Consider the following 24,312-nt stretch of genomic DNA (forward strand, 5'->3'; position numbering starts at 1 on the left):
ATTTTCTTGATTGTTGCAAAAGCGCCCTTGATCGTCAGATTTGGGGCGCTCTGCTTTACTGTCTTTGGCGAGTGAATAAATGGCGTACGTCAATCAGAAATTAAATTTCTTTCAGTTATTTACTTCTTATCTATAATGGCTATGAAATTTTCATTTTTGACTGAAAGTATCGCACAGAGTTCCGGCCTTGCATTTGTCAGAATTATTGTCGGTTTGCTGCTACTCTACCATGGGTGGGAAGTATTTGAAGGTGCCAAAATGGATGAGTATGCAACATGGGATGTTTTTAAGAAATCCTCCTACCCATTGTTAATGGTGTACCTTGGCAAAGGATCTGAACTGTTGGCAGGAGGACTACTTACAATAGGCTTGTTGACCAGAATTGCCTGTCTCATTATCATTGGGACCATGCTTTATATAGCCTTTTTCATAGGCCACGGACAAATCTGGTATGAGGATCAGCACCCCTTCTTATTTGTCCTTCTTGCGTTGATCTTCTTTTTTATCGGGCCGGGTAGATGGAGTATAGACGCCGTACTGTGGGGTCATTCCGGAAAGAAATAAATGTAAGAATGAGCGCTGGCTTAGCTATTCGAAACGGGTAATTTTCAAAGTTTAGGCAAACAAAAAAGCCAAGCGAGACACTCTCTTGGCTTTCTGATTTACTCAACGTTATGAAAAACTTTTCTTTTCGACACAATAATAAAACAAAATTATCGAAAATTGATTCTTTCTCTTAAATATTTTTTATATAAAAATTAAAATGGCTGATTAACAGACATTTGCACACAAAAAAATACTTAAGCATGAAATTCAAAATAAGTACATATACTTAAACTAACCATTCGCTACTTCCTCGTTACGTGAACAAAAGTCCATCTCTAATCGTCACGGTTCGGTCGGCGAGGGATGCCAGCGCTTCGTTGTGTGTTACTATTATGAATGTTTGGCCGAGTTCGTCACGAAGTCGAAAAAACAGTTGATGCAGTTCTTCGGCGTTGCGCGAATCAAGGTTTCCGCTGGGTTCATCGGCAAAGACAATAGCGGGTTCATTGATCAGTGCGCGCGCTACCGCAGCCCGTTGCTGTTCCCCTCCTGATAATTGTGACGGTAGGTTCGTCAGACGATGTTCTAAACCGAGTGTTGTCAGTAAATCCTGGGCACGTTGCCGAACAGCTCGCTCATCTTTACCAGCGATAAACCCTGGCAGACACACATTTTCCAGCGCTGTAAATTCGGGGAGGAGGTTGTTAAACTGAAAAACGAACCCAATACGCTCATTTCTGAACTGTGCCAGTTGCCGGTCGTTGAGTGTGAACACATTTTGTCCGGCAATATGTAATGTACCGGAGTCAGGCCGATCGAGCGTACCAAGAATCTGAAGTAGCGTTGTTTTACCAGCACCCGATGCACCCACAATGGAAACTACTTCCCCGGATTCGATGGCTAAATTTATGCCTTTAAGTACGGGAAGATCGCCGTAGTTCCGGCGTATATCGGTCGTTTGAAGAAGAGAACTCATGCTTAATGATATATGATGAATGATAAGTGACGCGTAATGAATTGATATTTTAGCGACCTGCGTTTATCATTCATCATTCATCATTCATCATTTCCTGTTAACTTGCCGCACAAAAATACGATTTCCAATCCTCCTTGTTGCAGTTGTCATGAATATACACGAGTATCAGGGCAAAGAAATTCTCAAAAAGTACGGTGTCCGCATTCAGGAGGGTATCGTTGCTGAGTCGCCCGAGAAAGCCGTTGAAGCCGCTAAACTCCTGATTGCCCAGTCTGGTCAGAAGTTTGTTGTGGTAAAGTCTCAAATTCACGCTGGTGGGCGCGGAAAAGGCCAAATCGTTGGTTCTGAACAACGTGGCGTGGCGTTAGCCAAGTCGGTCGATGCGGTTCGCGACATAACGAAAAACCTCATTGGCAACATACTGGTTACCCACCAGACGGGTCCGGAAGGCAAGCGGGTCAACAAAGTTCTGATCGCCGAGGATGTCTATTATCCTGGTCCTTCGGAGCCAAAGGAAATGTACATTGGCATCCTGCTCGACCGTACGAAAGCCTGCAACGTCATTATGGCCAGCACTGAAGGCGGTATGGACATTGAGGAAGTAGCCGAACATTCGCCCGAGAAAATTGTCAAAGAATGGATTGATCCGGCTGTTGGTCTACAACCATTCCAGGCTCGTAAAGTAGCTTTCGGACTTGGGCTGGAAGGCGAAGCGTTTAAAGAGATGGTTAAGTTCGTTACCGCTCTTTACAAAGCGTATGTCGATACAGATGCGTCGATGTTCGAGATCAACCCTGTGCTTAAAACGTCAGACAATAAAATTCTGGCCGTTGATGCAAAAGTGAACCTTGACGATAACGCACTATACCGTCACCTCGACCTGAAAGCTATGCGCGATCTGGCCGAAGAAGATCCCCTCGAAGTTGAAGCATCAGCCAACGACCTGAACTATGTGAAACTCGACGGTAACGTGGGTTGCATGGTAAACGGTGCTGGTTTGGCTATGGCTACGATGGACATCATTAAACTGTCGGGTGGTGAACCCGCCAACTTCCTCGATGTTGGGGGTGGTGCAAATGCAAAAACCGTTGAGGCCGGTTTCCGGATCATCCTAAAAGATCCGAACGTCAAGGCTATCCTGATCAACATATTTGGTGGTATCGTTCGCTGCGACCGGGTGGCTACAGGTGTTGTAGAAGCTTATAAAGCCATTGGCGACATACCCGTTCCGATCATCGTTCGTCTGCAAGGTACAAACGCAGAAGAGGGTGCCAGAATCATTGACGAATCAGGCCTGAAAGTACAGTCGGCTGTTTTGCTGAAAGAAGCGGCTGAGAAAGTACGTCAGGTTGTAGAAGCCCTGTAATGTACCCGACAGCCTCTGACTGTCGGTGTGTAACAAGCTTATCTATTCTAGATACTGACAGCCAGAAGCTGTCGGGTACAAACAAAAAAGCCAGAGCGAAAACTCTGGCTTTTTTGTTTATTAATCGCGAAACTACCGCCGGGCATAATACTTTTGCGCGTCGGGAAGCAGTTTTTTCAAGTCAGCAATCCGGCGTTCATCCGATGGGTGATCTGACAGGAATTCGGCGGGTGCTTTACCACCACTTGCCTGTGCCATGCGCTGCCAGAACGTAATGGCCTCGCTTGGATCGTAACCCGCCATCGACATAAAAATCAGCCCTAAGTGGTCGGCTTCTGATTCCTGCTTACGACTGTGAGGCAGGCCAACGCCATATTGATAAGCTAATGGTCCAACAACACCAAACGCCTGCTGGAAAATAGCTTGTGTTTGTGTACTTTTCCCGGATGTGCCAATACCCGTGGCTACCTGACCCGCCTGAAGCAATCCGTTTGCCACCAGTCCTTCGCTCATGCGTTCGTTACCATGCTCAGCAATGGCGTGTGATACCTCATGGCCTAAAACCGTTGCCAAACCCGCTTCGTTTTTGGTGTATGGAAGAATACCCGAGTAAACGACAATTTTACCCCCTGGCATACACCAGGCATTTACCTGATTACTCTGAACCAAATGGTACTCCCACTGGAACCCTTCAAGCCGCTTGGAGTAGCCGTTACTGTTCATATAACTTTCAACAGCCTGACGGATGCGGTTACCAACTCGACTCACCATCTCAGCGTCTCCGCTTGATGTAGGAACGACCCGACTAGTATCCAGGAATGCTTTATACTGAGTAAAACTCATGGATAGCATATCATTGTTTGGTACCAAGATCAATTGCTTGCGTCCAGTCAGGGGCACTTTCTCGCAAGCCGTCACAGCAAAAGCGAGTGACAATATGGCAATTATGACTTTTCTCATAGTTTGTGTATTGTTTGGTAGAGTATTCTGACGATATATGACCGGCAAAGTACTACAATTGTTCAAAAATTTTAGAAGCCATGCGGTAGCCCCCTCTTTAGTCCTTAGATTTGCGTCATTTGGCTAGGTTTAATAGCGTATAGACTTATGCCTCGGTGCTAAAGTCACTATACTGAAAAACCTCCGTGAGCTTTAACCAATGGTGGGATTTACCCGCTTTATGACTATGAAAATTATCTGCGTTGGCCGTAATTACGTCGAACACATAAAGGAGCTTAATAATGAACAGCCCGACGATCCGGTCATTTTCATGAAGCCTGAAACGGCTATCCCCTTAAAAAACGAGCCATTCTTCTATCCCGACTTTTCCAGCGATGTTCATCATGAAGTAGAGATTCTGGTGAAAATCAACCGGGTAGGCAAGAATATCGACGAGAAGTTTGCGCATAAATACTACGACGAAATTGGCATTGGTGTCGATTTTACAGCCCGTGATCTACAGAGTAAACTGAAGGCAAAAGGGTTGCCCTGGGAACTGGCAAAGGGGTTTAATGGCTCAGCGCCGATTTCGGGTTTTGTTCCAAAAACAGATTTTGCAGATTTACAAGATCTCAACTTCCGGCTGGATGTCAATGGCGAAACCCGCCAATTGGGCAACACAAGCCTGATGCTCTTTAAGATTGACTACCTTATTTCGTTTGTATCGCGCTACTTTCTGCTCCAGCAAGGCGATATTTTATTTACAGGAACTCCTAAAGGCGTTGGCCCTGTAAATGTGGGCGATCAATTAACGGCTTTCATTGAAAACAAGCCAATGCTGACATTCGATGTAAAATGAGTGTTGTAAAGAGGTCGGCTTGTAGACCCGATAACGCTGCCATTTTCAATTATCTAGCTTTTGAGACAATCACTCATTTATACGTTGGTCGTAGCCAGCCTGTTTTTTTCCGGTATAGCTCCTGGACAGACAAGCCCGAAACCAACACCAGTAACTCAAACAAATCAGACAGGCTACCTACAACCAGGTACGATTGAGGCTGGCTACTTTCTGTTTCCTATTCAGCCGGGTGGCGCCAATTCGCTGTCGGGAGGTATGGGCGATTTGCGTCCTAATCACTTCCATGCAGGTCTGGATATACGTACCGGTGGTCGCGAGGGACTAAATGTTCATGCCGCAGCAGACGGGTACGTGTCCCGCATTGCCGTTTTTACGGGTGGTTACGGAAACGTCATTTTCATTAAACACCCTAATGGCCTGACTACCGTTTATGGGCATTTAAAAACGCTAAAGGATACGCTGGGTACATACCTCAGGGAACAGCAATATCAAAAGAAGACCTTCGAAATTGACCTTCGGTTCCAACCCGGACAGTTTCCTGTCAAGAAAGGAGATATCATTGCTGCATCGGGTAATACAGGTGGCTCAGGTGGGCCACACCTTCACTTTGAGATTCGCGATGCCAAAGACAACCTCATCAACCCTCTTCTGTACAATTTTTCTGAAATTCAGGACCATGTACCACCGTATTTTGAACGGGTAGCGCTTAAAACCATGACGGCTGGTTCGCGCATCAACGGCGAATACCAACGCGTCAGTTATGCTCCTACCCGCCTGTCTGACGGTTCGTATACCATCACCAAGCCAATAACGGCCTCCGGATTAATTGGCATGGAGGTGCTGGCCTATGATAAAACCAGTGGCTCACCCTATCGAAATGGCATCAGCTGTCTGGAAATACGGCTCGACGGCCGGGAAGTGTTTGCGTATAATATGAACAGCTTCCCGAATGAGCAGACGCGGTTCATGAATATCCATGAAAACTACGAAGTGGAGCAGACCACCGGACAGCGGTACCACCGGGCCTATATTGCCGATGGCAATATCCTGAATCTGTACAAACTGCAAAGCAACGCAGCTTATCGCGGTCGTCTGCCTTTGCTGGATGGGCAACCTCATGAAGTAACCCTGATTCTCTACGACGCCTATGACCACTCGGCCAAACTGACGTTTACGCTATTACCCGAAGTACCGCCAAACCCGCCCAGACTGGACTCTATCGCTGTTCAACCAGCGAGTTACTCGTCAGCATCAACAGAGGGAGAAACGGCCGCTACCGTTACAACCGATGAAAACGTGCTCAAAATAACGGTTAAGAACGTCACCCCTGGCAATGTGCCGATAGCTAAACTTATCACGGGTCGTACTGTAACGGAGCAATCTGTTAGTTATGTGCGTAACAACCAAGCTGTTTATCTTATAGATTTGCGCTACAATCTACCTGATTCCGTGCAGTTCGGCAGGGGTATAATTCGAACAAACTTAAAAAAACGTATTATACCAGGCCGCTCGGAGGTGGTTACGGACGGAAACACCCGACTTGAGTTTAAATCAAACACCTTATTTGATACCTTACACCTGGCTGTTCGCCAGTTGCCATGGGGAGGGATTGAGATTAACCAGCCGACTATTCCACTTAATGAACACCTGACGGTTCAGTACGTACCGAATTATCCGATTGCCATTGATACCATGCGCACTAAAGCGTATTGGGTAAGTGATGGGCGGGAAAGCTTCCTGGGTGGGACCTGGACGAAAGGAAAAATTGAATTCAAAACCCGCACGCTGGGGCGGTTTCAACTGATGACCGATGCAGCTCCGCCAACGGTTGAGATTCTGTCGGCCACCCCGAAGGGTATTACGGCAAAAATCAGAGACGATCTGTCCGGGATTGCAGAGTTCAGAGCGCTGGTTAATGGAGAATGGGTATTAATGCAGTATGACTACAAACGTGCTTTACTGTGGTCAGACAAGCTGAATCCTGACGAACCTTTTGAGGACGGTGCCGACGTGTTGGTACAAGTAAAAGACCGTTCCGGCAATATTGGCTCCGACAGTACAACGATTGAGGTTCCGCGGCCTGTAGTTCGCAAAAAAGCGGCTCCGAAAAAAGGGCGTAAGAAAAGATAAACACTAAATCGATAAACCTATAAGGTTTAAAAAACCTAATAGGTATGCAACCGCAAACCACCATGAGTCTGAACATTGGCGACCCTGCTCCCGACTTTACAAGTACAGATCAGAACGGTCAACCGATAAAACTATCGGATTATAGGGGTAAAAAAGTTGTCCTGTATTTTTACCCGAAAGACAATACACCGGGCTGTACAGCCCAGGCGTGTAGCCTCCGCGACAATTATGCCGATTTGCGGGCTTCGGGATACGAGGTGCTGGGTGTAAGTGTTGATGATCAGAAATCGCATCAGAAATTCATCAGCAAATTCGAGTTGCCTTTTACGCTTATTGCCGATACAGACATGAAAGTGGCGGAAGCCTATGATGTCTGGAAGGAAAAATCCATGTATGGCCGGACGTATATGGGAACAGTCCGAACTACATTTTTAATTGACGAAAAGGGTATCATTACGGATATTATTCATAAGATAGATACCAAAAACCACGCAAATCAAATTTTAAACTAAGTACACAGTGGTGAGTACTGGTGCATGAATACGTTAGTATACATTGTTAAGTGTGTGTACTAACTGCCTCATTCCTAGTTGCTCGCTCCTACCTCCTAAAAAAATGGAAATTGAACAACTCAAAAGCACGGCAGTAGCCGTTCGACGCGACATCCTCCGCATGGTTGCGGCTGTTAACTCTGGCCACCCGGGCGGCTCATTAGGCTGCACTGATTTTCTAGTTGCCTTATACTTTGACGTGATGAACCTGAAGCGTGATGCCGATGGCAAACCTGTTTTCGATATGGATGGCCGGGATGAGGACCTTTTCTTCCTCTCCAATGGTCACATCTCGCCCGTTTTTTATTCGGTACTAGCGCGGGCTGGTTATTTCCCGGTTAGCGAACTGGCTACGTTCCGGAAGCTCGACAGCCGCCTGCAGGGACACCCAACCACAGCTGAGCACCTGCCGGGTATTCGTATTGCGTCCGGTTCGCTTGGACAGGGTTTATCGGTAGCCAGCGGTGCGGCTTATTCTAAAAAACTTAATGGCGATAAAAGCCACGTTTACGTCCTAATGGGTGATGGCGAACAACAGGAAGGCCAGATTTGGGAAGCAGCTCAGTTTGCTCCCAACAAAAAACTCGGCAACCTGACGGCCATCATCGACCTCAATCACGCCCAGATTGACGGTACTACCGACAATGTGAACAGCAACCGTGACCTGGCTGCCAAATACCGGGCGTTCGGCTGGTTCGTTGACGAGATGGAAGGCAACGATATTGAGGACGTAATCCGCACACTGAAAAAAGCGCAGGAAAACCCAGAGGTTCCAACAATGATCCTGATGCATACCGAAATGGGCTTTGGTGTTGAGTACATGGTAGGCAACTACAAATGGCACGGCACAGCGCCTAATGCGGATCAATTGACACAAGCCCTTAACGGATTGCCTCTGTCGATAGGTGTAACGGATTATTGATTCATTTTTTGTAGAGACGCAATCCCTTACGTCTCCCTCTTGTTTAACTCCCCCCAAATGATCAGGAAAATCCCGGTCATTACCAAAAATATCCGCATGAGTGATGTACCATGTACATCTCCTTTTCAAACGAATACATGAAAAAATACGAATACACGGAGAAGAAAGACACGCGTTCGGGATTCGGCGCGGGCATTGCCGAGTTGGGCCGCTCAAACCCCAACGTTGTTGCACTAACGGCCGATCTGGCCGGTTCCCTCAAACTGGATACGTTCATTAAAGAAAACCCCGAGCGTTTTGTTCAGTGCGGTATTGCCGAAGCTAACATGATTGGCGTGTCGGCGGGTCTTACTATTGGTGGACATATCCCCTTCGCTACCACGTTCGCCAACTTTGCTACCGGTCGGGTTTATGACCAGATACGGCAGTCGGTAGCGTATTCGAATAAGAACGTAAAAATATGCGCATCTCACGCAGGCCTAACTCTGGGCGAAGATGGCGCAACGCACCAGATTCTGGAAGATTTGGGCATGATGAAAATGCTGCCCAACATGACGGTCATCAATCCCTGCGATTATAACCAAACTAAAGCGGCTACCCTTGCTATTGCCGATCACGTTGGTCCGGTCTATCTGCGATTTGGCCGTCCAGTCATTCCCGTTTTCACGCCAGCCGATCAAAAGTTTGAAATTGGTAAAGCCTGGACCGTTAATGAAGGTAAAGACGTTTCTATCTTCTGCACAGGCCATCTCGTTTGGGAAGCGATCAAAGCCGGTGAAATCCTGGCCGAAGAAGGAATTGAAGCCGATATTATCAACATTCACACGATAAAACCGTTAGATGAAGAGGCTATTCTGGCATCGGTTAAGAAAACAGGTTGTGCTGTATCAGCTGAAGAACACATGATCAATGGCGGTTTGGGCGATAGCGTTGCACAGGTGCTAGCGCGTAACTACCCAGCCCCGCTCGAATACATAGGTGTTCATGACACCTTTGGTGAAAGCGCAACACCCGACCAGCTGATGCAAAAGTATGGCCTCACCGCCGACAAGATTGTTGAGCAGGTGAAGAAAGCAATAGCTAGAAAATAAAGTAGTTAGGAGTTAGGCGCGAGGAGTGAGGAGGCAACACGCTATTCTCACTCCTAGCGCCTAACTCCTAACTACTAAACTAAGAATGACTGACGAAGAAATCCTCGTTAAATACCGCGACCCGTCGAGCCGGAACTACGCCTTTAATCTGCTGGTACGCAAGTATCAGCAGAAAATATATTGGCATATCCGCAAAATGGTCATTGACCACGACGATGCTGATGATTTAGTGCAGGAAACGTTCATAAAAGTCTGGAACAGCCTGGAACAGTTTCGGGGTGATAGTCAGTTATATACCTGGGTATACCGTATTGCGACCAACGAATGCCTTAACTTCCTGAATAAAAAACGCCGACGGTTTTTCCTGCCTATCGGCGATGTTGAAGGCGAGTTGATGGAAAAGCTGGAAAGCAACTCTGCCTATGTTACATCGGGTAGTGAACCAAGCGGTGAAGAAGTACAGATGAAACTCCAAAAAGCGCTTCTTAAGCTTCCCGATAAGCAGCGACTAGTGTTCAACATGAAATACTTCGATGACATGAAGTACGAAGAAATTTCGGAGATTACCGGTACATCGGTAGGAGCGCTGAAGGCCTCGTACCACCTGGCGGTCAAAAAAATTGAGGATTTTATCACGAAAACTGATACAACTGATTAAACCCCGGTCGTCGTACAGTGTCCAATACCTAAACTGAGAAAGAATTGTGTAATACACACACCACTTACCATGAACGAGGATAAAAACTTTAGGCTCGACGAACTACCACCCGAACACCCGATGCGGCAACTTCCGTTTGCGGCACCGGATGGCTATTTCGATACGCTGCCCTCTCGGGTACAGGCGCGTGTTCAACACAAAGCTAAACCAGCCTTTAGCATTAGTTGGTCGTGGCAACGCACAACAGCATCGCTGGTTGGCGCCAGTCTGATTGCATTACTAGTTTGGCAAACAATACCCCAGCGGCAAGAATCCTTGCCCAATGAGGCACTGGCTGGCGTGAGTAATGAAGTCATTAGTGCCTACCTCGATGAGCAGGGTATCAACGCCGATGAGTTGGCCGATACCCAGCAGCTTCACTCATCGCTGGGAACAGATACAACGGCGATTCAGTATCTGAACGTATTACCCACCGACATTCAGCAGCACATTATGGACGAGTACTTGTCAGACAATCCGACTATTGGCTCCTGATTTATTTAGCATGGTTAACTTTACCGCGATGAAACACGCATGGATTGGCTGGATGATTGCCCTGACGATGACGACACAACTCGTTTACGCACAGAATGATCTCAACGGACGCCAGAAAATTGAATCAGCAAAGATTGGCCTAATTACCAATCGACTTAACCTGACGACTGATCAGGCTCCCCAGTTTTGGGCAGTTTATAATGAATATAACGCGAAGAAGCAGGAATTAAACCGGCGAATCAGGCAGCTGAACAAGGAGCCATCACGCAGTAACGTGAACGATAATCAATTAGTCGACGGATTGCGGGAAGTTAATGCAACCAAGCAAAAACTGGCCGATCTCGATGAGGAGTATATGAGCCGGTTTTTGAAAGTTATCAGTCCGGCCCAACTGAAAGAGTTGTATAATACGGAGCAAATGTTCAATAAAATGCTTTTGAATAAGCTCAATAACTCGAATTAAGCTTCACGAAAACTGTACTGTATAACAGAAAGCCTGACTCAGATGGGTCAGGCTTTCTGTTATCATCGATTTAGGCCTTTTTAAGGCACCTTCAGCGCATAAAGCTGGTTGAACAGCAACTTAAACGTTCCCTGCGCCTGCGCGCGGAAGGTGATTTCAGGGCCAAAGGCAAGTAGTTTACCAGAACCGACAGGTGCCACAAACGCGGCAACACCATCCTGCAAATAAGACTGTCCCCAAGCCCAGCCACTGCGCAAAGGCTTTGCCGTTGAGAACCAGGCCAGCGGTTTTACCAGTCCCTTTGCAATGGCATCCGGCGCTATTTTAAATACCGGACTGGCATCAAAGTAAACATCCGTTTTTGACGGTAGTCCCCAGGTAGCCTGCTGAGTTGAGTCCAGGCTAATTTCCAGAATACTACCCGGAATATAATATTTCTCAGCTGCCAGGGGGCGTTCCTGACCATTGGCCGTCATCTCGACCAGTGCGTTTTTTACGGGGAGGCCTAAGTGGTAGGCCAGATTAGTGCTAGAGCCGATCGTTACCACATGGCCACCCGCTTCCATAAACTTCTTCAACTGCGGAATCGACTTATCAGCTGTAATCTTTCCAAGCCAGGGGCGATATTCGCTTGGTAGCTCTTCGGCTTTGGGCTCTCTGGCACCACCGTATTCGCCTTCGCCCCGACCACCTGCTGCGTTGCCCATTGCAGGAATAGCACGAGTTACAAACATAATAACATCATATTTCTTTTTCAGATCACCAGCATCAATATCCTGTGCATAGATCAACTGCATCGGAAAATGATACTGCTCCATCAGCCAGCGTACCCAGCCCGACGGCATTGAACCACCATACGTATCCCACAGGGCGATACGCATTGGCGCAACCTTAATCATGGAGGTAGTTGGCTTCTTGGCGAGACCCGTTACGTCTAATCCTAAGTCATTGATGGACTTATCCAGTAAGGCTTTTGCTTTAGCCGATGCTGGTACAAAAAATGATCCGGCTTCAACGCCCGACTTATCACCTGCTCCGTTCGGTAACCGATAAACCTCAACACCTGATTTCAGCAGGTCATTAACAACAATAAATGAGTTGTTAGCTCGCGCGCCCAATACATAGCCTGCCACGGCTGACCCATCCAGATGACCTTTCGGCGATTGAAGTTCACCATAAGGCAGCTTCTTAAATGGCCCATCAAAGCCATCCAGTACGCGGTCGAACTGAACACCCATCTGGTAAGCCAACGTCCAGCCAGCCGCATCGTATGGACGCACTGGAGGGCCACCCGGATACTGAAAATCATTTGGATGATCCTGTGGTTCAAACATGTCAATTACGTGCGGCCGAAACGCCTGATCGGTTTTGACAATGTATGAACCTGCCGGATACTTTTTGCCCGCCACGGCGAAATCGGCCGTCGCTACCTGAATCTGAACACCCGTTTTTATCAGTGCGTTTACAAATTTCACTGCCGTTGGGAAATCGGGTTGATTGGCCGTGATGATAAAGCCACGAGGATCACGAAGCACTGGGGCTTTCATGATTGTATCGAAGTACTTAACGGGCATACCAGAAGCACCACGGGGCAATAAACCATATTGATCCGTGGCGGCAGCACCGCTACCGGGAGTCGCCTTCTTCTGATCGGTCTGGTAAGCCTGTGTAATGGCATCAATACGCTTTGGGGACAAAGTCCAGTAATCTTTACTACCCCGCTCAATGGAGTTTTTACCCATCCGATAGATGTTATAAAGCAACTCGTCGGCATGACGGGCGGCATAGTTCAGCGTGGCGTAGTTCAGCGAAACGGAATAATCAATCGACTGCTTGAAGTGCCATTTCTGCGGAGTAACCGGAAATGGTGTGTTGCCATTCGGAATTAAACGGCTGGGTACGAGCGGAACATCCTCAGGGGTCGGGTTACCGATAATTTCGGTCAGCAAACCAATCATGTTGTGAAAGTGCGTGGTGGTACGTAGCCCGCCGTTGTACCAGGTCGAAAAAACAGAACCGCCTAACCGGGTAAAACCTGGCTTGTTTTCAGCATTCAGCCGGTTGATCATGGCGGCACCCAACGCATCAATGCCAGTAATCATCAGCGGATCGAACACGTAGTTAAACGGGTCACGATAGGGAGGTCCGGCTAATACCGAACCAGCCGGGCCACGCTGGTGGTGATTATACATAATTTGCGGCATCCATTCCACAAACAACTGGCGGCCTATGTTCTGCGACTCTTTCATGTTCATGATGAAAAAATCACGGTTGTTGTCGTGGCCTACGTATTTCTGATACAGACGAGGCAGGTTGTCCAGCGTCCGCTTTTCGGGCGTTGGATTGCGCATGTACCAGTTCGATACTATCTCCTGACCGTCTGGATTGGCGTGAGTCATCAGTATCACGACATTGTCAAGAATTTTGAGTGTTTCAGGGTCTTTGCGGCTCACCAGTTGATACGCTGTTTCAATGAGTTGGTGCGTACCCACCGTTTCGGTAGCATGCAACCCGCCATCGATCCAGACAATAGCTTTACCTTCGGCCGACAGCGCACGGGCCTGCTCTTCGCTAATACCCTCGGCACGGGCGAGCTTCTGCGAAATACTTTTGTATGTATCGAGTTTTTTGAGGTTATCGGGCGACGAAACGATCATCATAAACTGATGGCGGCCTTCTTCTGTCAGACCAATGTCGGTCAGTTTAGTCCGATCCGATGCCGCGAGCTTTTTAAAGTAAGCTTCCGTTTGAGTATAAGTAGCCAAGTGATAGTCATCACCGATATTGAAGCCAAAGTGTTCTTTGGGTGTAGGAATCGTCTGCGCCTGAACCGTCAAAATGCCCAGCGACAGGACAAGCATAAACGAAAGAAGATTTTTTTGAATCATAGGGATAAGAGTCATATTGTCGATGTAATCAGCCCCAAATTAGGGACTTTTCTGCACAGACCATCATCCTATCTACCAAATTATTGATAATTCATTCATACGTACGCCTTTATTTATACTGACTTTTGAGGAAGACACAAAAGTTAATTGGGAGATAAACGATATGTTTATTAGTGACAAAAACAAAAAAAAGTGGATACTGGCGTACCCACTTTTTTAATTCAAAGTCAACGAACGCTAAATATTTTTAGCACCTGTTTCTTTCCAACTTCTTGACGTTGCCGATTCAATAACGGCTTCGCATACTTTTTGGGTTTCCATCGCATCCTGAAATGTTGGCGCACAGGGCTCACCGGTTTCCAGACTTTTGAAGAAATCAGCCGCCTGGTGCACAAACGTGTGTTCGTAACCAATAATTGTTCCGGGAATCCACCAGCGTTTCATGTAGGGTTGATCACTGTCTGTCACCAGGATAGAACGCCAGCCCCGAACTACCGAATCATCGGCATGATCGAAATACTCCAGGCGGTTCATATCATGCAAATCCCAGCGAATAGATGCGTGTTCGCCGTTGATTTCGAGCGTATACAATGCCTTATGTCCACGTGCATAACGGGTAGCTTCGAAGAGGCCAAGCGAGCCATTTTCGAAGTGGCAGTGAAAAATACAGGCATCATCAATACCCACTTTCTGCACCTGCCCGGTCAACTGGTGCACGCGTTCTTTAATGAATGTCTCGGTTACGGCCGATACGTCGGTGATAGCTCCGTTAATCCACATAGCGGTGTCGATACAGTGGGCCAGCAAATCGCCCGTCACGCCAGACCCCGCAGCGTCCGAGTCCAGCCGCCAGAGGGCCGCGCCCCCTTGTGGCAGATCGGCACTTATAGTCCAATCCTGCAAAAAGTTAGCCCGGTAATGGAAAATCTTGCCCAGTTTACCCGAATCGACAATCTGCTTGGCCAGCGTAACGGCCGGAACCCGGCGGTAGTTGTACCAAACTGTATTCTTAACACCTGCCTTCTCCACAGCATCAACCATCTTTTGGGCTTCGGCCACAGTACGCGCAAGGGGTTTCTCGCACAGAATCATTTTACCCGCTTCAGCAGCGGCAATGGCGATTTCGGCGTGTGAGTCGTTAGGTGTACAAATGTCAATAGCGTCGACATCGTCGCGGGCAATTACGGCGCGCCAGTCAGTTTCTACGGACTCATAACCCCACTGATCGGCAAATTTCTGTACGTTTTCGGCATTGCGCGAACAAACCACTTTTAGAACCGGCCGATATTCCAGTTCGGGGAAGAAGTCGCCAATGCGTTTATATCCATTTGAGTGCGTCCGGCCCATTAAGCCGGTACCAATTAATCCAATTCGTATCTCTTTCTTGGGTGTCATGTTTTTAGGTGTTTTTTTGTAAAGCGCAACACGTTGCCTCTCCTGTGCGTCAGCAATCATTTGCGTCAGCCCAAAAGCATCCGGTTCAGGAGACGCAAAGAGTTGCCGGTCCGCCGACCGTCCGCGGCTTCGGTGCGGTCTCTACTCGTACCAGCCGTGTTCTTTGCGTACCTTGATCATGGTGGCCAGAATGTCGTTCCAAGTCTGCTGATTGGTCATAACGGCATTGGGGAACATACAACCATCCCAGCAAATGTGTTTAAAGGCTTTAGTGAGCACTCCATTTTCATCGCGCAGCCAATAGCCTGCGTCATGAACAACGTCGAGTTTGCCATTGGGGTCCAGCGCCTGACAGTGCCGACCAGTCTTATCATGTGACCCCGACCCGAACACAGTTCCGTCGTTTTGCGCGACGTGAAAGTCGATTGTCCAAGGGCGTAATGCTTTGGTTAATGTTTTAAGCGCTTCATCCAGTGCAGCCCGGTCGCTCCAGTCAAAGTCGGGAGGCAGGATACGGTCCTGTTCGCGGTTGTAGCCCATGGTGTACAGCAACGTATGCGCCATATCGGCCTGAAAACCCATATTTGGCCGGTCGACAGCTTCCAGCGTTTCGAGCATGGTTTTCCAGCTGTGCATACCGCCCCAGCAGATTTCGCCCTCAGCCGCCAGTTTCTCGCCGTAATCAGCCGCGACATCGCAGGCTTCGCGGAAGGTCTGGGCAATCAGTTTAGAATTTCCGGTGGGGTCGGCATCCCAGTCGTGAGGAGAGCTGGCCGAGTCGATCCGAACCACGCCACTTGGCCGAATTCCCAGTTGGGTTAGTTTTTGGCCAATATTGCATGATTTGCGAACCATCTCCACAAAGTTGGCCCGATCTTCCTTACTTCCCATAGCCGGTCCGCCCCAGATGGGGGCTACCAGGGAGCCAATTTTCAGGTTGTAGCCACCGACTTTATCAGCTAGTTTCTTAATCTCATCATCCGAAATATTGACGTCGATATGCTCGAACAGTGCCAGGTCGACGCCATCGAATTTTACGCCATCAACTTCAGCCGAAGCTGTCAGTTCCAGCATCGTATCGAAGCCAATAACGGGTTCTGAATCCGGGCCTTTGCCGACGACACCCGGCCACATGGCATTGTGTAGTTTTGGATAGTTATTCTCGTTCATGGGGGTTGGTTATATGGTTTAAAAATCATGCCACAGAGCTCCGCAGAGGGTAAAAGAGACTCACGGAGATGTATTTGAGTCTCTGTGCATTGCCTTTAATCTCTGTGTAACAATATTTTACAACACTAAATCAGGATTTCCGGGACCAAAGTGTTTTAGCATGACAATGGGATCGGTCGACGAGGCATTAACGATGGTTACACCTTCCATAGCCGCTTTTTCGCTCACGAAGAATTCATCATTCGTCAGCTGGCCATACCGGATCATCGTTGGTGTTTCGATATCCCAATCGTTCAGTTTGCCATGCCCCTGCATCATGATCAGGCCGTAAGCGGCACTGTCTTTAATGGTAACAGTCTGGCCCGGCAGTACAGTAAGTTCTTTAGCACTGAACGCATCAGATTTGTAGCAAACCCAAGTTTCGATATAACCTTCCATCTCTTCGAGGGGCCGTACTGGCTTAGGTCTCATGAACCGATTGGCCATCATTTGCGGGTCAACGTTCAAGTCCCAGTCGATGGCTTCCATCAACTGGTCGTAGTCGCCCATACGGTCTTTAGGCGTACCATTCCACAATAACTCTTCGGGAATGATGGCTTCATTTACCAGCGACTGGTACATGGCGAACACGTCCGACGCTTTCTGTGGTTCGTAAGTACACATGCTACCGGGGGCATGAAGTAAGCCAGGTGGCACATCCCAGCCCGTTCCCGGCTCCAGCCGGTAGGCCGACGAGTAATTGGTAATCTTGTTATCGCCTTTCGTGAAGTTCTGAAGGCATTCTTTTATTTGCTCTTTGGTTGTACCCGGTGCAATTCCAAAGAAGGTGTAGGGAAAATCGCCCCCGTGGTTGTTAACCTGTGGCGGGAAATAATAAGCTTCGGGTTTTCCCAACTGACCAATCAGGGCTGCCTGCTCATCGTTGTGGTGCAGGTGATGCGGCAGTGGACCCATATTATCAAAAAACTTGGAGTACATTGGCCAAGCCTCGTATTCACTCCACAAACGATCGCCGATAAGTTCGCCTTTCAATTCATTCACGGCATCTTTCAGCAGGAACTGAACTTCCTGCCCGTTGTCGTTAAAGACGACATGGCTCAGCCCTTCATTTTCGCCCGTGAGCGGTCCATTTTTGGCGGGTGTAGTTGATGAGAACCAGCGTTCATCGATACCGCCCCGTTCGCCACCCAGCACATAATAATCATCCGGGTGCAGTTTAATTCGACGGCCTGGAACGCAAAAAGATCGGGGTACCCATGTTGGGGTCAGCCGCAAAACGCCTTTCCCTTGTTCTAAGGCTTTTTCAATGACACTGAGTGTTGACGTTGTTTCCATATAGGGTTTATAAGTGGTCAGCTAAAGCTGTTTTGAGAGAAAGTCATTGATTGCTGCTTTCTCATGTAAAACTTCAAGTTCAAGGTCGTAATACCGGGTTTCTCCCGGCTTCAGGAATAGGAGTTCGTTCTGTTCACGGGCCTTCGCCTGCCCAATCAGTGGATTAGTTGTGGGCTCCAAACCCGTGACGTACTCACCTTTTCCCCAGTGTTGCCAATTAATGAGCCAGGGCAACTGATCTTTCTGGAACCGTAAGGCTACGGCCATGCCTAGTTGAGCGTTGTGCAAACCGGCTGTACACTGCCCGGAGCTGTCGGGCGTACTATCAATGGAAGCCACCGCTTCGCCCGTACCACTATGGGTCTCTAAAGGCGCCGGACATTTCTGAAAGTCGCTGCCTTCGTGGAAAATGTCTGCATTGATTCCCCCTTCCCGGGCCTGCCAATCGCCTTTCCAGACAATATCTGTCCCTTCATCGACCAGAGGCCAGCCGAAGTTAAAATGGTATAGCAGCATGTGCGGTGCTGGTGTATTGGCCCGATTTATGACTTCGTCGTGAATTCGGATGAAAGGCTGCCCTAGGGTTCCGGAAATAGTGCGTCGCAGTTCCAGACTCGGACCGAATATTTTAGTTTCCTTAATCCGGCCGGTTATGCTCATCTCCAATTGTCCCCTACGTGGGTCGGGCTGGATGATAGATTCGATTTCGGCCGGACTATTACTTATCTGTCCGTGCAACCCGCGTTCGCCGAAAGAATCCTGCTCGGGGCCACCCACGTGCGACAGGCCGCAGGTAGTAAGTAATCCCCCACCAAAGGTACGGAGCCAGTCGGCCCCTTTATCGGAGAATGGCTGAGGTGGGGTAATACCTATATGGCTGAGCCAGGCCAAGCTATGTTGATTAAAAAAGGCATCGGCGATGTCCATAGCCCGGTCAATGACGACTTTGTAGCGCAGGCCGGTGCCGGTATTTATCCAGGCTATACGCGTTCCCCGGCCAGTGCCATTGTCAAGAATGGATGTTTCGATGCCGCCAATTTGAGCTGGATTGGATACTTTGTCTGTCCAGGATTGTTGAGTCAAGGCTGGTTGATTTTACTAAACCTATAAGGTTTTTAAAACCTTATAGGTTTAAGGTTTACAATTGCTTCAGCATCAGGTTTCGATACTGTACTTTCATGGGGGGGCCTACGTGTACCTGAACGCCCAGCAGTCCTTTTGCCTTACCATTCACGGTGTCTTCATCCGTTACATCGCTCATCAAAATGCCATTGATGTAATGTTGCAGACGATTGCCTTTGATGACCAGCCGAAAGGTATTCCAATCTTCACTCTTGATGAATGTTTTGAGGGAGTCTGAGCTACCCAGCGAGCCAGTAACGGTCAACCCACCCCAGGCATTTCGCTTCACATTGGCTCGAACAGCCTCTGGAGTTGCCTCACCTGTATAAGGCGGTATGGTTGTCTTCTGGCCGCGATACGCCAGCGTTGTCCGTTTCCGTTCTTCATAATTCTGACCTGTGTAGCGGTTTTGTCCGTCAATATCAGCCTGATACCCGCGTAAGGCAAAGGGCACATCACTTAATTGCTCACTTCGGTAATTGATACCCGAATTTCCCGCTTCGGTAATGTTGAACTCGCCGGTAAACTCAAAATCGCCAGGCTCTCCCCCGCGCCAGATGATAAAGTTATTCGTTTTGAGGAGAGTTGACGGGGTAATCTCCCCGACCAGATTTCCGTTTTCTACGCGCCAATAAGTTGGATCGCCATCCCAGCCCTTGAGCGACTTACCATCAAATATTTTTACGAAGCCATTTTTCTTTTTTTGCGCTACACAAGACATATTGATACTGGCAGTTGCAATAACGGCAAGCATCAGGCCAAGCTGGATAAAGTTGAGCCTTACGTTTTTAATCATGTCGATCTTATCGTTAAAATTTGTAAAGCGTAGCTATAGCCGGGTTGAAACCAGACTATAACTACGCTTTATATTATTTACCTTTCGTTCCGCCCGCAGCAGCTTTGTAAACTTCATTATTCTGATTACCACCCGATTTCAGGTAGGCAACCAGATCTTTGAGTTCACTTGGGCTCAGGCTGTTGATAAGTCCTGGCAGCATAATAGAAACGGTCGAATTTTTCTTCGACACCACATCTTTCTTCGCCACCTTCCGAACCTCGTCGGGCGCGAAGGGATTCTGCGAAATCGAGTAGCTGGTTTTATCTTCATTCACCAGACGCCCCAATACAGACTGGCCATTTTTCAACGTAAAAATGGTAGACACGTATTGATCGGAGATGGCTTTGTCCGGGTGAATAATGGCTTCCAGGATATCTTTGTTGGAGAAACGGGTGCCAAGCTGAGTCAAATCAGGACCAATATCGCCACCTTGACCGCCCATCGAATGACAGCGGCTGCATAGAATGGCGGAGTATATTTTCTTACCCGTATCAAAGCTACGCCCGGCCAATCCACTATCGACAACCGCAACGGCACTAGCCAGTTCCCAACGCCGACCCGGACCTTTTGGCGCATAATCGGTAACAAAATCGTTCCCGTTGGCCGTTAGCAAGTCGGCACCCGATAGCTTGTTGAATTTATCAAACTGCTCTTTCGGTACGTGATTCAAGGCCAGTTTACGCGCTCTATCAATGAATCCTACATAGCTTCGACCACCCTGGTATTTGAACGCATTCCCAAACCAGGTAAAGTATTTTGTCCGCGATTCCGGTGTCCAGCCAGCATCGGCCCGGCTTAACATAACGGCATAGAACGTTTGCTGTAAGGGCGGCACTTTCTCCAGCATTTTAGCAATATCCAGACCATACTGTGGATTGCGAAGGATAAGGTCTGACGAAGCGGTGGCTGTCTCAAGGCCCAGATCTTTGCTGCCGGGCTCGTCTTTTACGTCCATCAGCGCCAGCGTTTTATTGACTACACCCGGTGCTTCGAGAGAAATCAGAACGCGGCTGAGACCACGGTTCAGCAAGGCCGTTTTAGCCGGAAAATGTGGGTTAAGGTAAGCAATCACTTTATCACGATCGGCTCCTTCCGGCATGCCCATCCGTAACATAGTTAATTCAAAAGCACGGCTCAGATCAAATTGCTGTGATTCCGACAACTGGTTATAGTTAATCTTAACCAATGCATTATACAGCTTACTCTTTTGCGTAGCATCTCCCTGACGGGCCAGCGCTACAGCTGCCTGCGTTAGGCGCTGCGGATCAGTTTCGGTAAACACGCGCTCCTGCCATTGGGCAACGGGCTGATGTTCAACGGCAATCCGGGCAGCGTAACGCACAAAGCGATCGGGGTGATTTAAGTTAGGCCAGGCAGCCGCAATAGCCGCTGGATTTGCCCCATGATGGTACTGCTCCATCTGGGTTCTTATCTGATGTTCTTTCGTAATGACGGGTGCTTTGGCAACTGGTGTTACAGATTCTGTGCCGGTATAGGTAACCCGGTACAAGTCCGACTCCAGCCGACGGCCGCCCGTCAAAAAATACATAGCGCCATCGGGGCCGAACATACCATCGGTCAATGGCAGGGGCGACCCTGAAATAAACTCTTCCCGCTCCCCTTCGTAGGTAGCACCTTTAGGTTTGAGGTGAATCGAGTAGATAATACCAAAGCTCCAGTCAAAGGCAAATAACGACTGGCGATACCGCTCGGGGAAACGAGCCTTGTCGCCATACATCAGGTTCGTTGGCGATCCCTGGCCAATGTTCAGAACAGGCGGCAGATTGTCCGGGTTTCCGGGAAGCCACTTGCCATTTCCGGTACGCCAGCCAAACTCAGCTCCACTGGTAATATGGCAAATCCGGGTTGGGCGATACCAGGGCAGACCAAAGTCCCACTCCATGTCGGAGTCATAGCCAAACATATCACCAGCTTCGTTGAACGCAATATCGAATGTATTTCGGAAACCGGCTCCTATCAACTCCCATCGCTTTCCTTCGGGGTCAATATTGGCTACCCAGCCACCAGGCGCCATACGATCGTTGGCATGCCCACGGGGGTCTTTTATTTGCGGGAACAGATTGTCTTCTTTCCAGTTCGATGGCAAACGATAGGCATCCATTTGCGGGACGTCAACGTGGTTCCCCGCAACAAGATAGATGGACTTACCATCTGGAGAGAGCTTCATGCTGTGCGGACCATGTTCACCTTCCTGCCCTTTCAGCTCTTTCAGCAGGGTAATTGTCTCAAACTGATCATCACCGTTAGTATCCTGAAGGCGATATAATCCCGTAGGTTTATTAAAATTTTTGTTTACCCGGTTGTTCACCATCACATACAGGCTGTTAAAGGCGTACAACAAGCCCTGCGCGTAGCCCATTCCAACCGTTGTATCGCCGGGCTGAACGATACCGACTTTCAGTTTTTCAACTTTAGGCTGCTGGTTACCCGAACCAACGGGCGGAATTTCCAGTCGGTAGAGGAACCCGTATTGATCGGAAGTAATCATCCGACCTTTATCATCGAAGGTCATAGCCACCCACGAGCCTTGCTTATTGTCGGAGGGGCTATACAAGTGCTCCGCTTTAAAACCAGGCAGCATCTTTAGCTTGTCTAGTTTGGGGTTGTCTGCTTTGGTTGTTTCGGACGTTACTCCGCTCATATTGACCCAGGATGTTCCGGCCAGAGCCATGGCCGAAACGAATAGCAGCAACCTGGATGATTTTTGTTTGAAAAACATGCTTCCTATTGAGTAAGTTAACATCAATGCCTCTTCTGGCGCACTATTGGCCTGCTGACTATTCTGACAGCTTCAGGCTACATTCACTAAAGCGTTGATTTCTGATGATATACCGCACCGGAGTTGATAGAAAAAGAAAGAAAAGAAGCAGAGCCGAAGTCGATTCTGCTTCTAGGCAATCAGAATCACCAACCTTGGTATTCAAAACAAAAAGAGTTGTATTGAGTAGGCGTTTTTAAACGCCTACTCAATGAATTAATGATTAGAAATTGGGTGTCAAGGCCGCTTCAACCGCAGGCAGGCCGTAGTAATCATCAAGAACCGTGAAAGCATTCGGTGGCGGAACTGCCCCGGCCGGGAAATAGTACGCTGCCGGATCAGCCTTCACCTTCGCTCCATAGGCCCCAATAATCTCTTTCACGCGGCCCGTACGGGTCAGATCAAACCAGCGTTTGTTTTCAAAAGCCAGTTCAACACGCCGTTCTCTGAAGATGGCTTCCCGCATATCCGTCTGTGACGATGCCGTCGTAGCCGCTAAACCCGCACGGGCCCGTACCTGATTGATGTAGGGAGCAGCCTCTCCCGTTTTGCCCTGCTCGTTTAGCGATTCTGCCAAAAATAACAGCACTTCGGCGTAGCGATAGACGGGCCAGTTCTGACCGGTATTGTTGTGCTGCGAATGAGGACGAGCATATTTTTTGATATATGGGTACGTTTTATTGGCGCGTAGGCTACCACTTAAGAAAACGGTTCCAATGGAGATGTCCTTTCGCTTATCACCGGGTTCGTAAGCCGCAATAAGATCCGGTGTCGGAATGTTATTACTCTCCTGAGACGTAGGCTGTGCATTCGATGTGCCCGTAAGGGGGAGAATCTCGGCGGCTGTAATGGGAGAAGGTATAAAGCGATAAATCTGGTTACCATTGTACCCGGCCGAACCTTCCATATACTGAATCTCGAATACAGATTCTTTATTATTCTTATTCGTGCTGGTATACGAAAAGGCATCGTTATAATCAGGCATCAATACATAGCCGTCATTAGCGACTACCGCTTTCAGGAGAGTTTCTGCCTGCGCCCATTTTTTCTGCGTAATGTACAGATTCGCCAGCAGGACTTTGGCCGCTCCTGACGTAGCCCGGCCCTGTTCCTGTGTGGCTTTATTTGGTAAGGCAGTGCTGGCCGCTAAAGCATCCTTTTCGATCTGTGCATAGATAGCATCCGTAGTTGCCAGCGGTAAAGCGGCATCTTCCCGACCGGCAACCGGCACCAAATGCAGTGGCACTTTGCCAAACAGGCGTACCAGATCAAAGTAGGCGAAGGCTCTCAGAAACAAGGCTTGTCCTTTCAGATTATTTTTCAATGCTTCTGAACTGAACGTTACCCCATTACCATCGATAAGCGACAAGATCTGATTGGCCCGCGCAATAATCACGTAATTTAACCGGTACTGTACCAGTACGTTATCATTGGCGGTAACTCCGTTGGCTGTTGGAACGGCAAAATCAGCTACGTTTTCAGTTGGGTCAACAGCTCCGTAGAGCGTATTACGGGCATAGTACGTATTGTCGGAGTGCATTTCCTCCAACACCCAGGCCCGTTCGTTAAACATCTGCCGAAGGGGAACATAGGCTCCGTTAACAGCCTGCTGAAAGTCGGCTTCAGTCTTGAAAAATGTTGCCGAACTCAACGCTGTTTCAGGCGTTACAGTCAGGAAATCTTTGCTGCAACCGGTTAAGGCAATTGCTAAAAGCCAAGTCGCAATGTATTTACGTGTCATATGGTTCGA

The 24,312-nt window shown here is 48.4% G+C and carries 20 protein-coding genes; 10 read left to right on the forward strand and 10 right to left on the reverse strand.

What is annotated here, in order from left to right; all coding sequences use genetic code 11:
• Window positions 1-141: 141 nt before the first annotated feature.
• Window positions 142-564, forward strand: a complete 423-nt coding sequence (locus NT073_RS23855; protein WP_297378693.1) for a DoxX family protein — start codon at window positions 142-144, stop codon at window positions 562-564.
• A gap of 295 nt (window positions 565-859) precedes the next feature.
• Here the strand turns inward: NT073_RS23855 and NT073_RS23860 are convergent, their stop codons facing one another.
• Window positions 860-1,522 (reverse strand): ABC transporter ATP-binding protein, encoded by a 663-nt coding sequence (locus tag NT073_RS23860; RefSeq protein ID WP_297378695.1) that lies wholly within the window; start codon window positions 1,520-1,522, stop codon window positions 860-862.
• A gap of 148 nt (window positions 1,523-1,670) precedes the next feature.
• Here NT073_RS23860 and sucC point away from each other — a divergent pair, with 148 nt between their 5' ends.
• A complete protein-coding gene (gene sucC, locus NT073_RS23865) occupies window positions 1,671-2,888 on the forward strand; it encodes an ADP-forming succinate--CoA ligase subunit beta (protein ID WP_297378697.1) in 1,218 nt (405 codons plus the stop codon).
• 132 nt (window positions 2,889-3,020) lie between these two features.
• Here the strand turns inward: sucC and NT073_RS23870 are convergent, their stop codons facing one another.
• A complete protein-coding gene (locus tag NT073_RS23870) occupies window positions 3,021-3,848 on the reverse strand; it encodes a M48 family metallopeptidase (RefSeq protein WP_297378699.1) in 828 nt (275 codons plus the stop codon).
• 226 nt (window positions 3,849-4,074) lie between these two features.
• Here NT073_RS23870 and NT073_RS23875 point away from each other — a divergent pair, with 226 nt between their 5' ends.
• The 8 genes from NT073_RS23875 (at window position 4,075) to NT073_RS23910 (ending at window position 11,035) form a co-directional block, all read left to right on the forward strand.
• Window positions 4,075-4,686, forward strand: coding sequence for a fumarylacetoacetate hydrolase family protein (locus NT073_RS23875; protein ID WP_297378701.1), 612 nt, complete (start codon window positions 4,075-4,077; stop codon window positions 4,684-4,686).
• 60 nt (window positions 4,687-4,746) lie between these two features.
• Entirely contained in the window at window positions 4,747-6,816 is a 2,070-nt protein-coding gene (locus tag NT073_RS23880) for a M23 family metallopeptidase (protein ID WP_297378703.1), read from the forward strand.
• Between the two features lie 62 nt (window positions 6,817-6,878).
• Complete coding sequence (gene bcp, locus NT073_RS23885) at window positions 6,879-7,328, forward strand: thioredoxin-dependent thiol peroxidase (protein WP_297380261.1); 450 nt, start codon at window positions 6,879-6,881, stop codon at window positions 7,326-7,328.
• A 103-nt stretch (window positions 7,329-7,431) separates the two neighbouring features.
• Window positions 7,432-8,289, forward strand: coding sequence for a transketolase (locus tag NT073_RS23890; protein ID WP_297378705.1), 858 nt, complete (start codon window positions 7,432-7,434; stop codon window positions 8,287-8,289).
• Between the two features lie 137 nt (window positions 8,290-8,426).
• On the forward strand, window positions 8,427-9,380 hold the full coding sequence (locus tag NT073_RS23895; protein ID WP_012925577.1) for a transketolase C-terminal domain-containing protein: 954 nt from the start codon (window positions 8,427-8,429) through the stop codon (window positions 9,378-9,380).
• Window positions 9,381-9,465: 85 nt separating this feature from the next.
• A complete protein-coding gene (locus NT073_RS23900; protein WP_297378708.1) occupies window positions 9,466-10,038 on the forward strand; it encodes a sigma-70 family RNA polymerase sigma factor in 573 nt (190 codons plus the stop codon).
• 69 nt (window positions 10,039-10,107) lie between these two features.
• The gene (locus NT073_RS23905) at window positions 10,108-10,572 is read left to right on the forward strand and encodes a hypothetical protein (protein WP_297378710.1); all 465 of its coding nucleotides are present in this window, start codon (window positions 10,108-10,110) and stop codon (window positions 10,570-10,572) included.
• Window positions 10,573-10,582: 10 nt separating this feature from the next.
• Window positions 10,583-11,035 (forward strand): hypothetical protein, encoded by a 453-nt coding sequence (locus NT073_RS23910; protein WP_297378712.1) that lies wholly within the window; start codon window positions 10,583-10,585, stop codon window positions 11,033-11,035.
• An 80-nt stretch (window positions 11,036-11,115) separates the two neighbouring features.
• Here NT073_RS23910 and NT073_RS23915 read toward each other — a convergent pair whose 3' ends face one another.
• The 8 genes from NT073_RS23915 to NT073_RS23950 form a co-directional block, all read right to left on the reverse strand.
• Window positions 11,116-13,923: a M14 metallopeptidase family protein gene (locus NT073_RS23915; RefSeq protein ID WP_297378713.1), complete on the reverse strand. Its 2,808-nt coding sequence runs from the start codon at window positions 13,921-13,923 to the stop codon at window positions 11,116-11,118.
• 237 nt (window positions 13,924-14,160) lie between these two features.
• Window positions 14,161-15,318: a Gfo/Idh/MocA family oxidoreductase gene (locus NT073_RS23920; RefSeq protein WP_297380263.1), complete on the reverse strand. Its 1,158-nt coding sequence runs from the start codon at window positions 15,316-15,318 to the stop codon at window positions 14,161-14,163.
• A 141-nt stretch (window positions 15,319-15,459) separates the two neighbouring features.
• Window positions 15,460-16,488 carry a TIM barrel protein gene (locus NT073_RS23925; RefSeq protein ID WP_297378715.1) on the reverse strand — a complete coding sequence of 343 codons (1,029 nt, stop codon included), beginning with the start codon at window positions 16,486-16,488 and terminating at the stop codon, window positions 15,460-15,462.
• Between the two features lie 117 nt (window positions 16,489-16,605).
• The gene (locus NT073_RS23930; RefSeq protein ID WP_297378717.1) at window positions 16,606-17,823 is read right to left on the reverse strand and encodes a hypothetical protein; all 1,218 of its coding nucleotides are present in this window, start codon (window positions 17,821-17,823) and stop codon (window positions 16,606-16,608) included.
• A 21-nt stretch (window positions 17,824-17,844) separates the two neighbouring features.
• The gene (locus NT073_RS23935; RefSeq protein WP_297378719.1) at window positions 17,845-18,906 is read right to left on the reverse strand and encodes an aldose 1-epimerase family protein; all 1,062 of its coding nucleotides are present in this window, start codon (window positions 18,904-18,906) and stop codon (window positions 17,845-17,847) included.
• Window positions 18,907-18,961: 55 nt separating this feature from the next.
• A complete protein-coding gene (locus tag NT073_RS23940; protein WP_297378721.1) occupies window positions 18,962-19,741 on the reverse strand; it encodes a DUF1080 domain-containing protein in 780 nt (259 codons plus the stop codon).
• 73 nt (window positions 19,742-19,814) lie between these two features.
• Window positions 19,815-22,523 carry a c-type cytochrome gene (locus NT073_RS23945; protein WP_297378723.1) on the reverse strand — a complete coding sequence of 903 codons (2,709 nt, stop codon included), beginning with the start codon at window positions 22,521-22,523 and terminating at the stop codon, window positions 19,815-19,817.
• A gap of 262 nt (window positions 22,524-22,785) precedes the next feature.
• Window positions 22,786-24,303: a RagB/SusD family nutrient uptake outer membrane protein gene (locus tag NT073_RS23950; protein WP_297378725.1), complete on the reverse strand. Its 1,518-nt coding sequence runs from the start codon at window positions 24,301-24,303 to the stop codon at window positions 22,786-22,788.
• Between the last annotated feature and the right edge of the window lie 9 nt (window positions 24,304-24,312).

This window comes from Spirosoma sp., assembly GCF_026391055.1.
Taxonomy (GTDB): domain Bacteria; phylum Bacteroidota; class Bacteroidia; order Cytophagales; family Spirosomataceae; genus Spirosoma.

Coding starts and splice junctions, on each gene's coding strand:
- NT073_RS23855 (WP_297378693.1), top strand. CDS start 142: ATGAAATTTTCATTTTTGACTGAAAGTATCGCACAGAGTTCCGGCCTT.
- NT073_RS23860 (WP_297378695.1), bottom strand. CDS start 1,522: ATGAGTTCTCTTCTTCAAACGACCGATATACGCCGGAACTACGGCGAT.
- sucC (WP_297378697.1), top strand. CDS start 1,671: ATGAATATACACGAGTATCAGGGCAAAGAAATTCTCAAAAAGTACGGT.
- NT073_RS23870 (WP_297378699.1), bottom strand. CDS start 3,848: ATGAGAAAAGTCATAATTGCCATATTGTCACTCGCTTTTGCTGTGACG.
- NT073_RS23875 (WP_297378701.1), top strand. CDS start 4,075: ATGAAAATTATCTGCGTTGGCCGTAATTACGTCGAACACATAAAGGAG.
- bcp (WP_297380261.1), top strand. CDS start 6,879: ATGAGTCTGAACATTGGCGACCCTGCTCCCGACTTTACAAGTACAGAT.
- NT073_RS23890 (WP_297378705.1), top strand. CDS start 7,432: ATGGAAATTGAACAACTCAAAAGCACGGCAGTAGCCGTTCGACGCGAC.
- NT073_RS23895 (WP_012925577.1), top strand. CDS start 8,427: ATGAAAAAATACGAATACACGGAGAAGAAAGACACGCGTTCGGGATTC.
- NT073_RS23900 (WP_297378708.1), top strand. CDS start 9,466: ATGACTGACGAAGAAATCCTCGTTAAATACCGCGACCCGTCGAGCCGG.
- NT073_RS23905 (WP_297378710.1), top strand. CDS start 10,108: ATGAACGAGGATAAAAACTTTAGGCTCGACGAACTACCACCCGAACAC.
- NT073_RS23910 (WP_297378712.1), top strand. CDS start 10,583: ATGGTTAACTTTACCGCGATGAAACACGCATGGATTGGCTGGATGATT.
- NT073_RS23915 (WP_297378713.1), bottom strand. CDS start 13,923: ATGATTCAAAAAAATCTTCTTTCGTTTATGCTTGTCCTGTCGCTGGGC.
- NT073_RS23920 (WP_297380263.1), bottom strand. CDS start 15,318: ATGACACCCAAGAAAGAGATACGAATTGGATTAATTGGTACCGGCTTA.
- NT073_RS23925 (WP_297378715.1), bottom strand. CDS start 16,488: ATGAACGAGAATAACTATCCAAAACTACACAATGCCATGTGGCCGGGT.
- NT073_RS23930 (WP_297378717.1), bottom strand. CDS start 17,823: ATGGAAACAACGTCAACACTCAGTGTCATTGAAAAAGCCTTAGAACAA.
- NT073_RS23940 (WP_297378721.1), bottom strand. CDS start 19,741: ATGATTAAAAACGTAAGGCTCAACTTTATCCAGCTTGGCCTGATGCTT.
- NT073_RS23945 (WP_297378723.1), bottom strand. CDS start 22,523: ATGTTTTTCAAACAAAAATCATCCAGGTTGCTGCTATTCGTTTCGGCC.
- NT073_RS23950 (WP_297378725.1), bottom strand. CDS start 24,303: ATGACACGTAAATACATTGCGACTTGGCTTTTAGCAATTGCCTTAACC.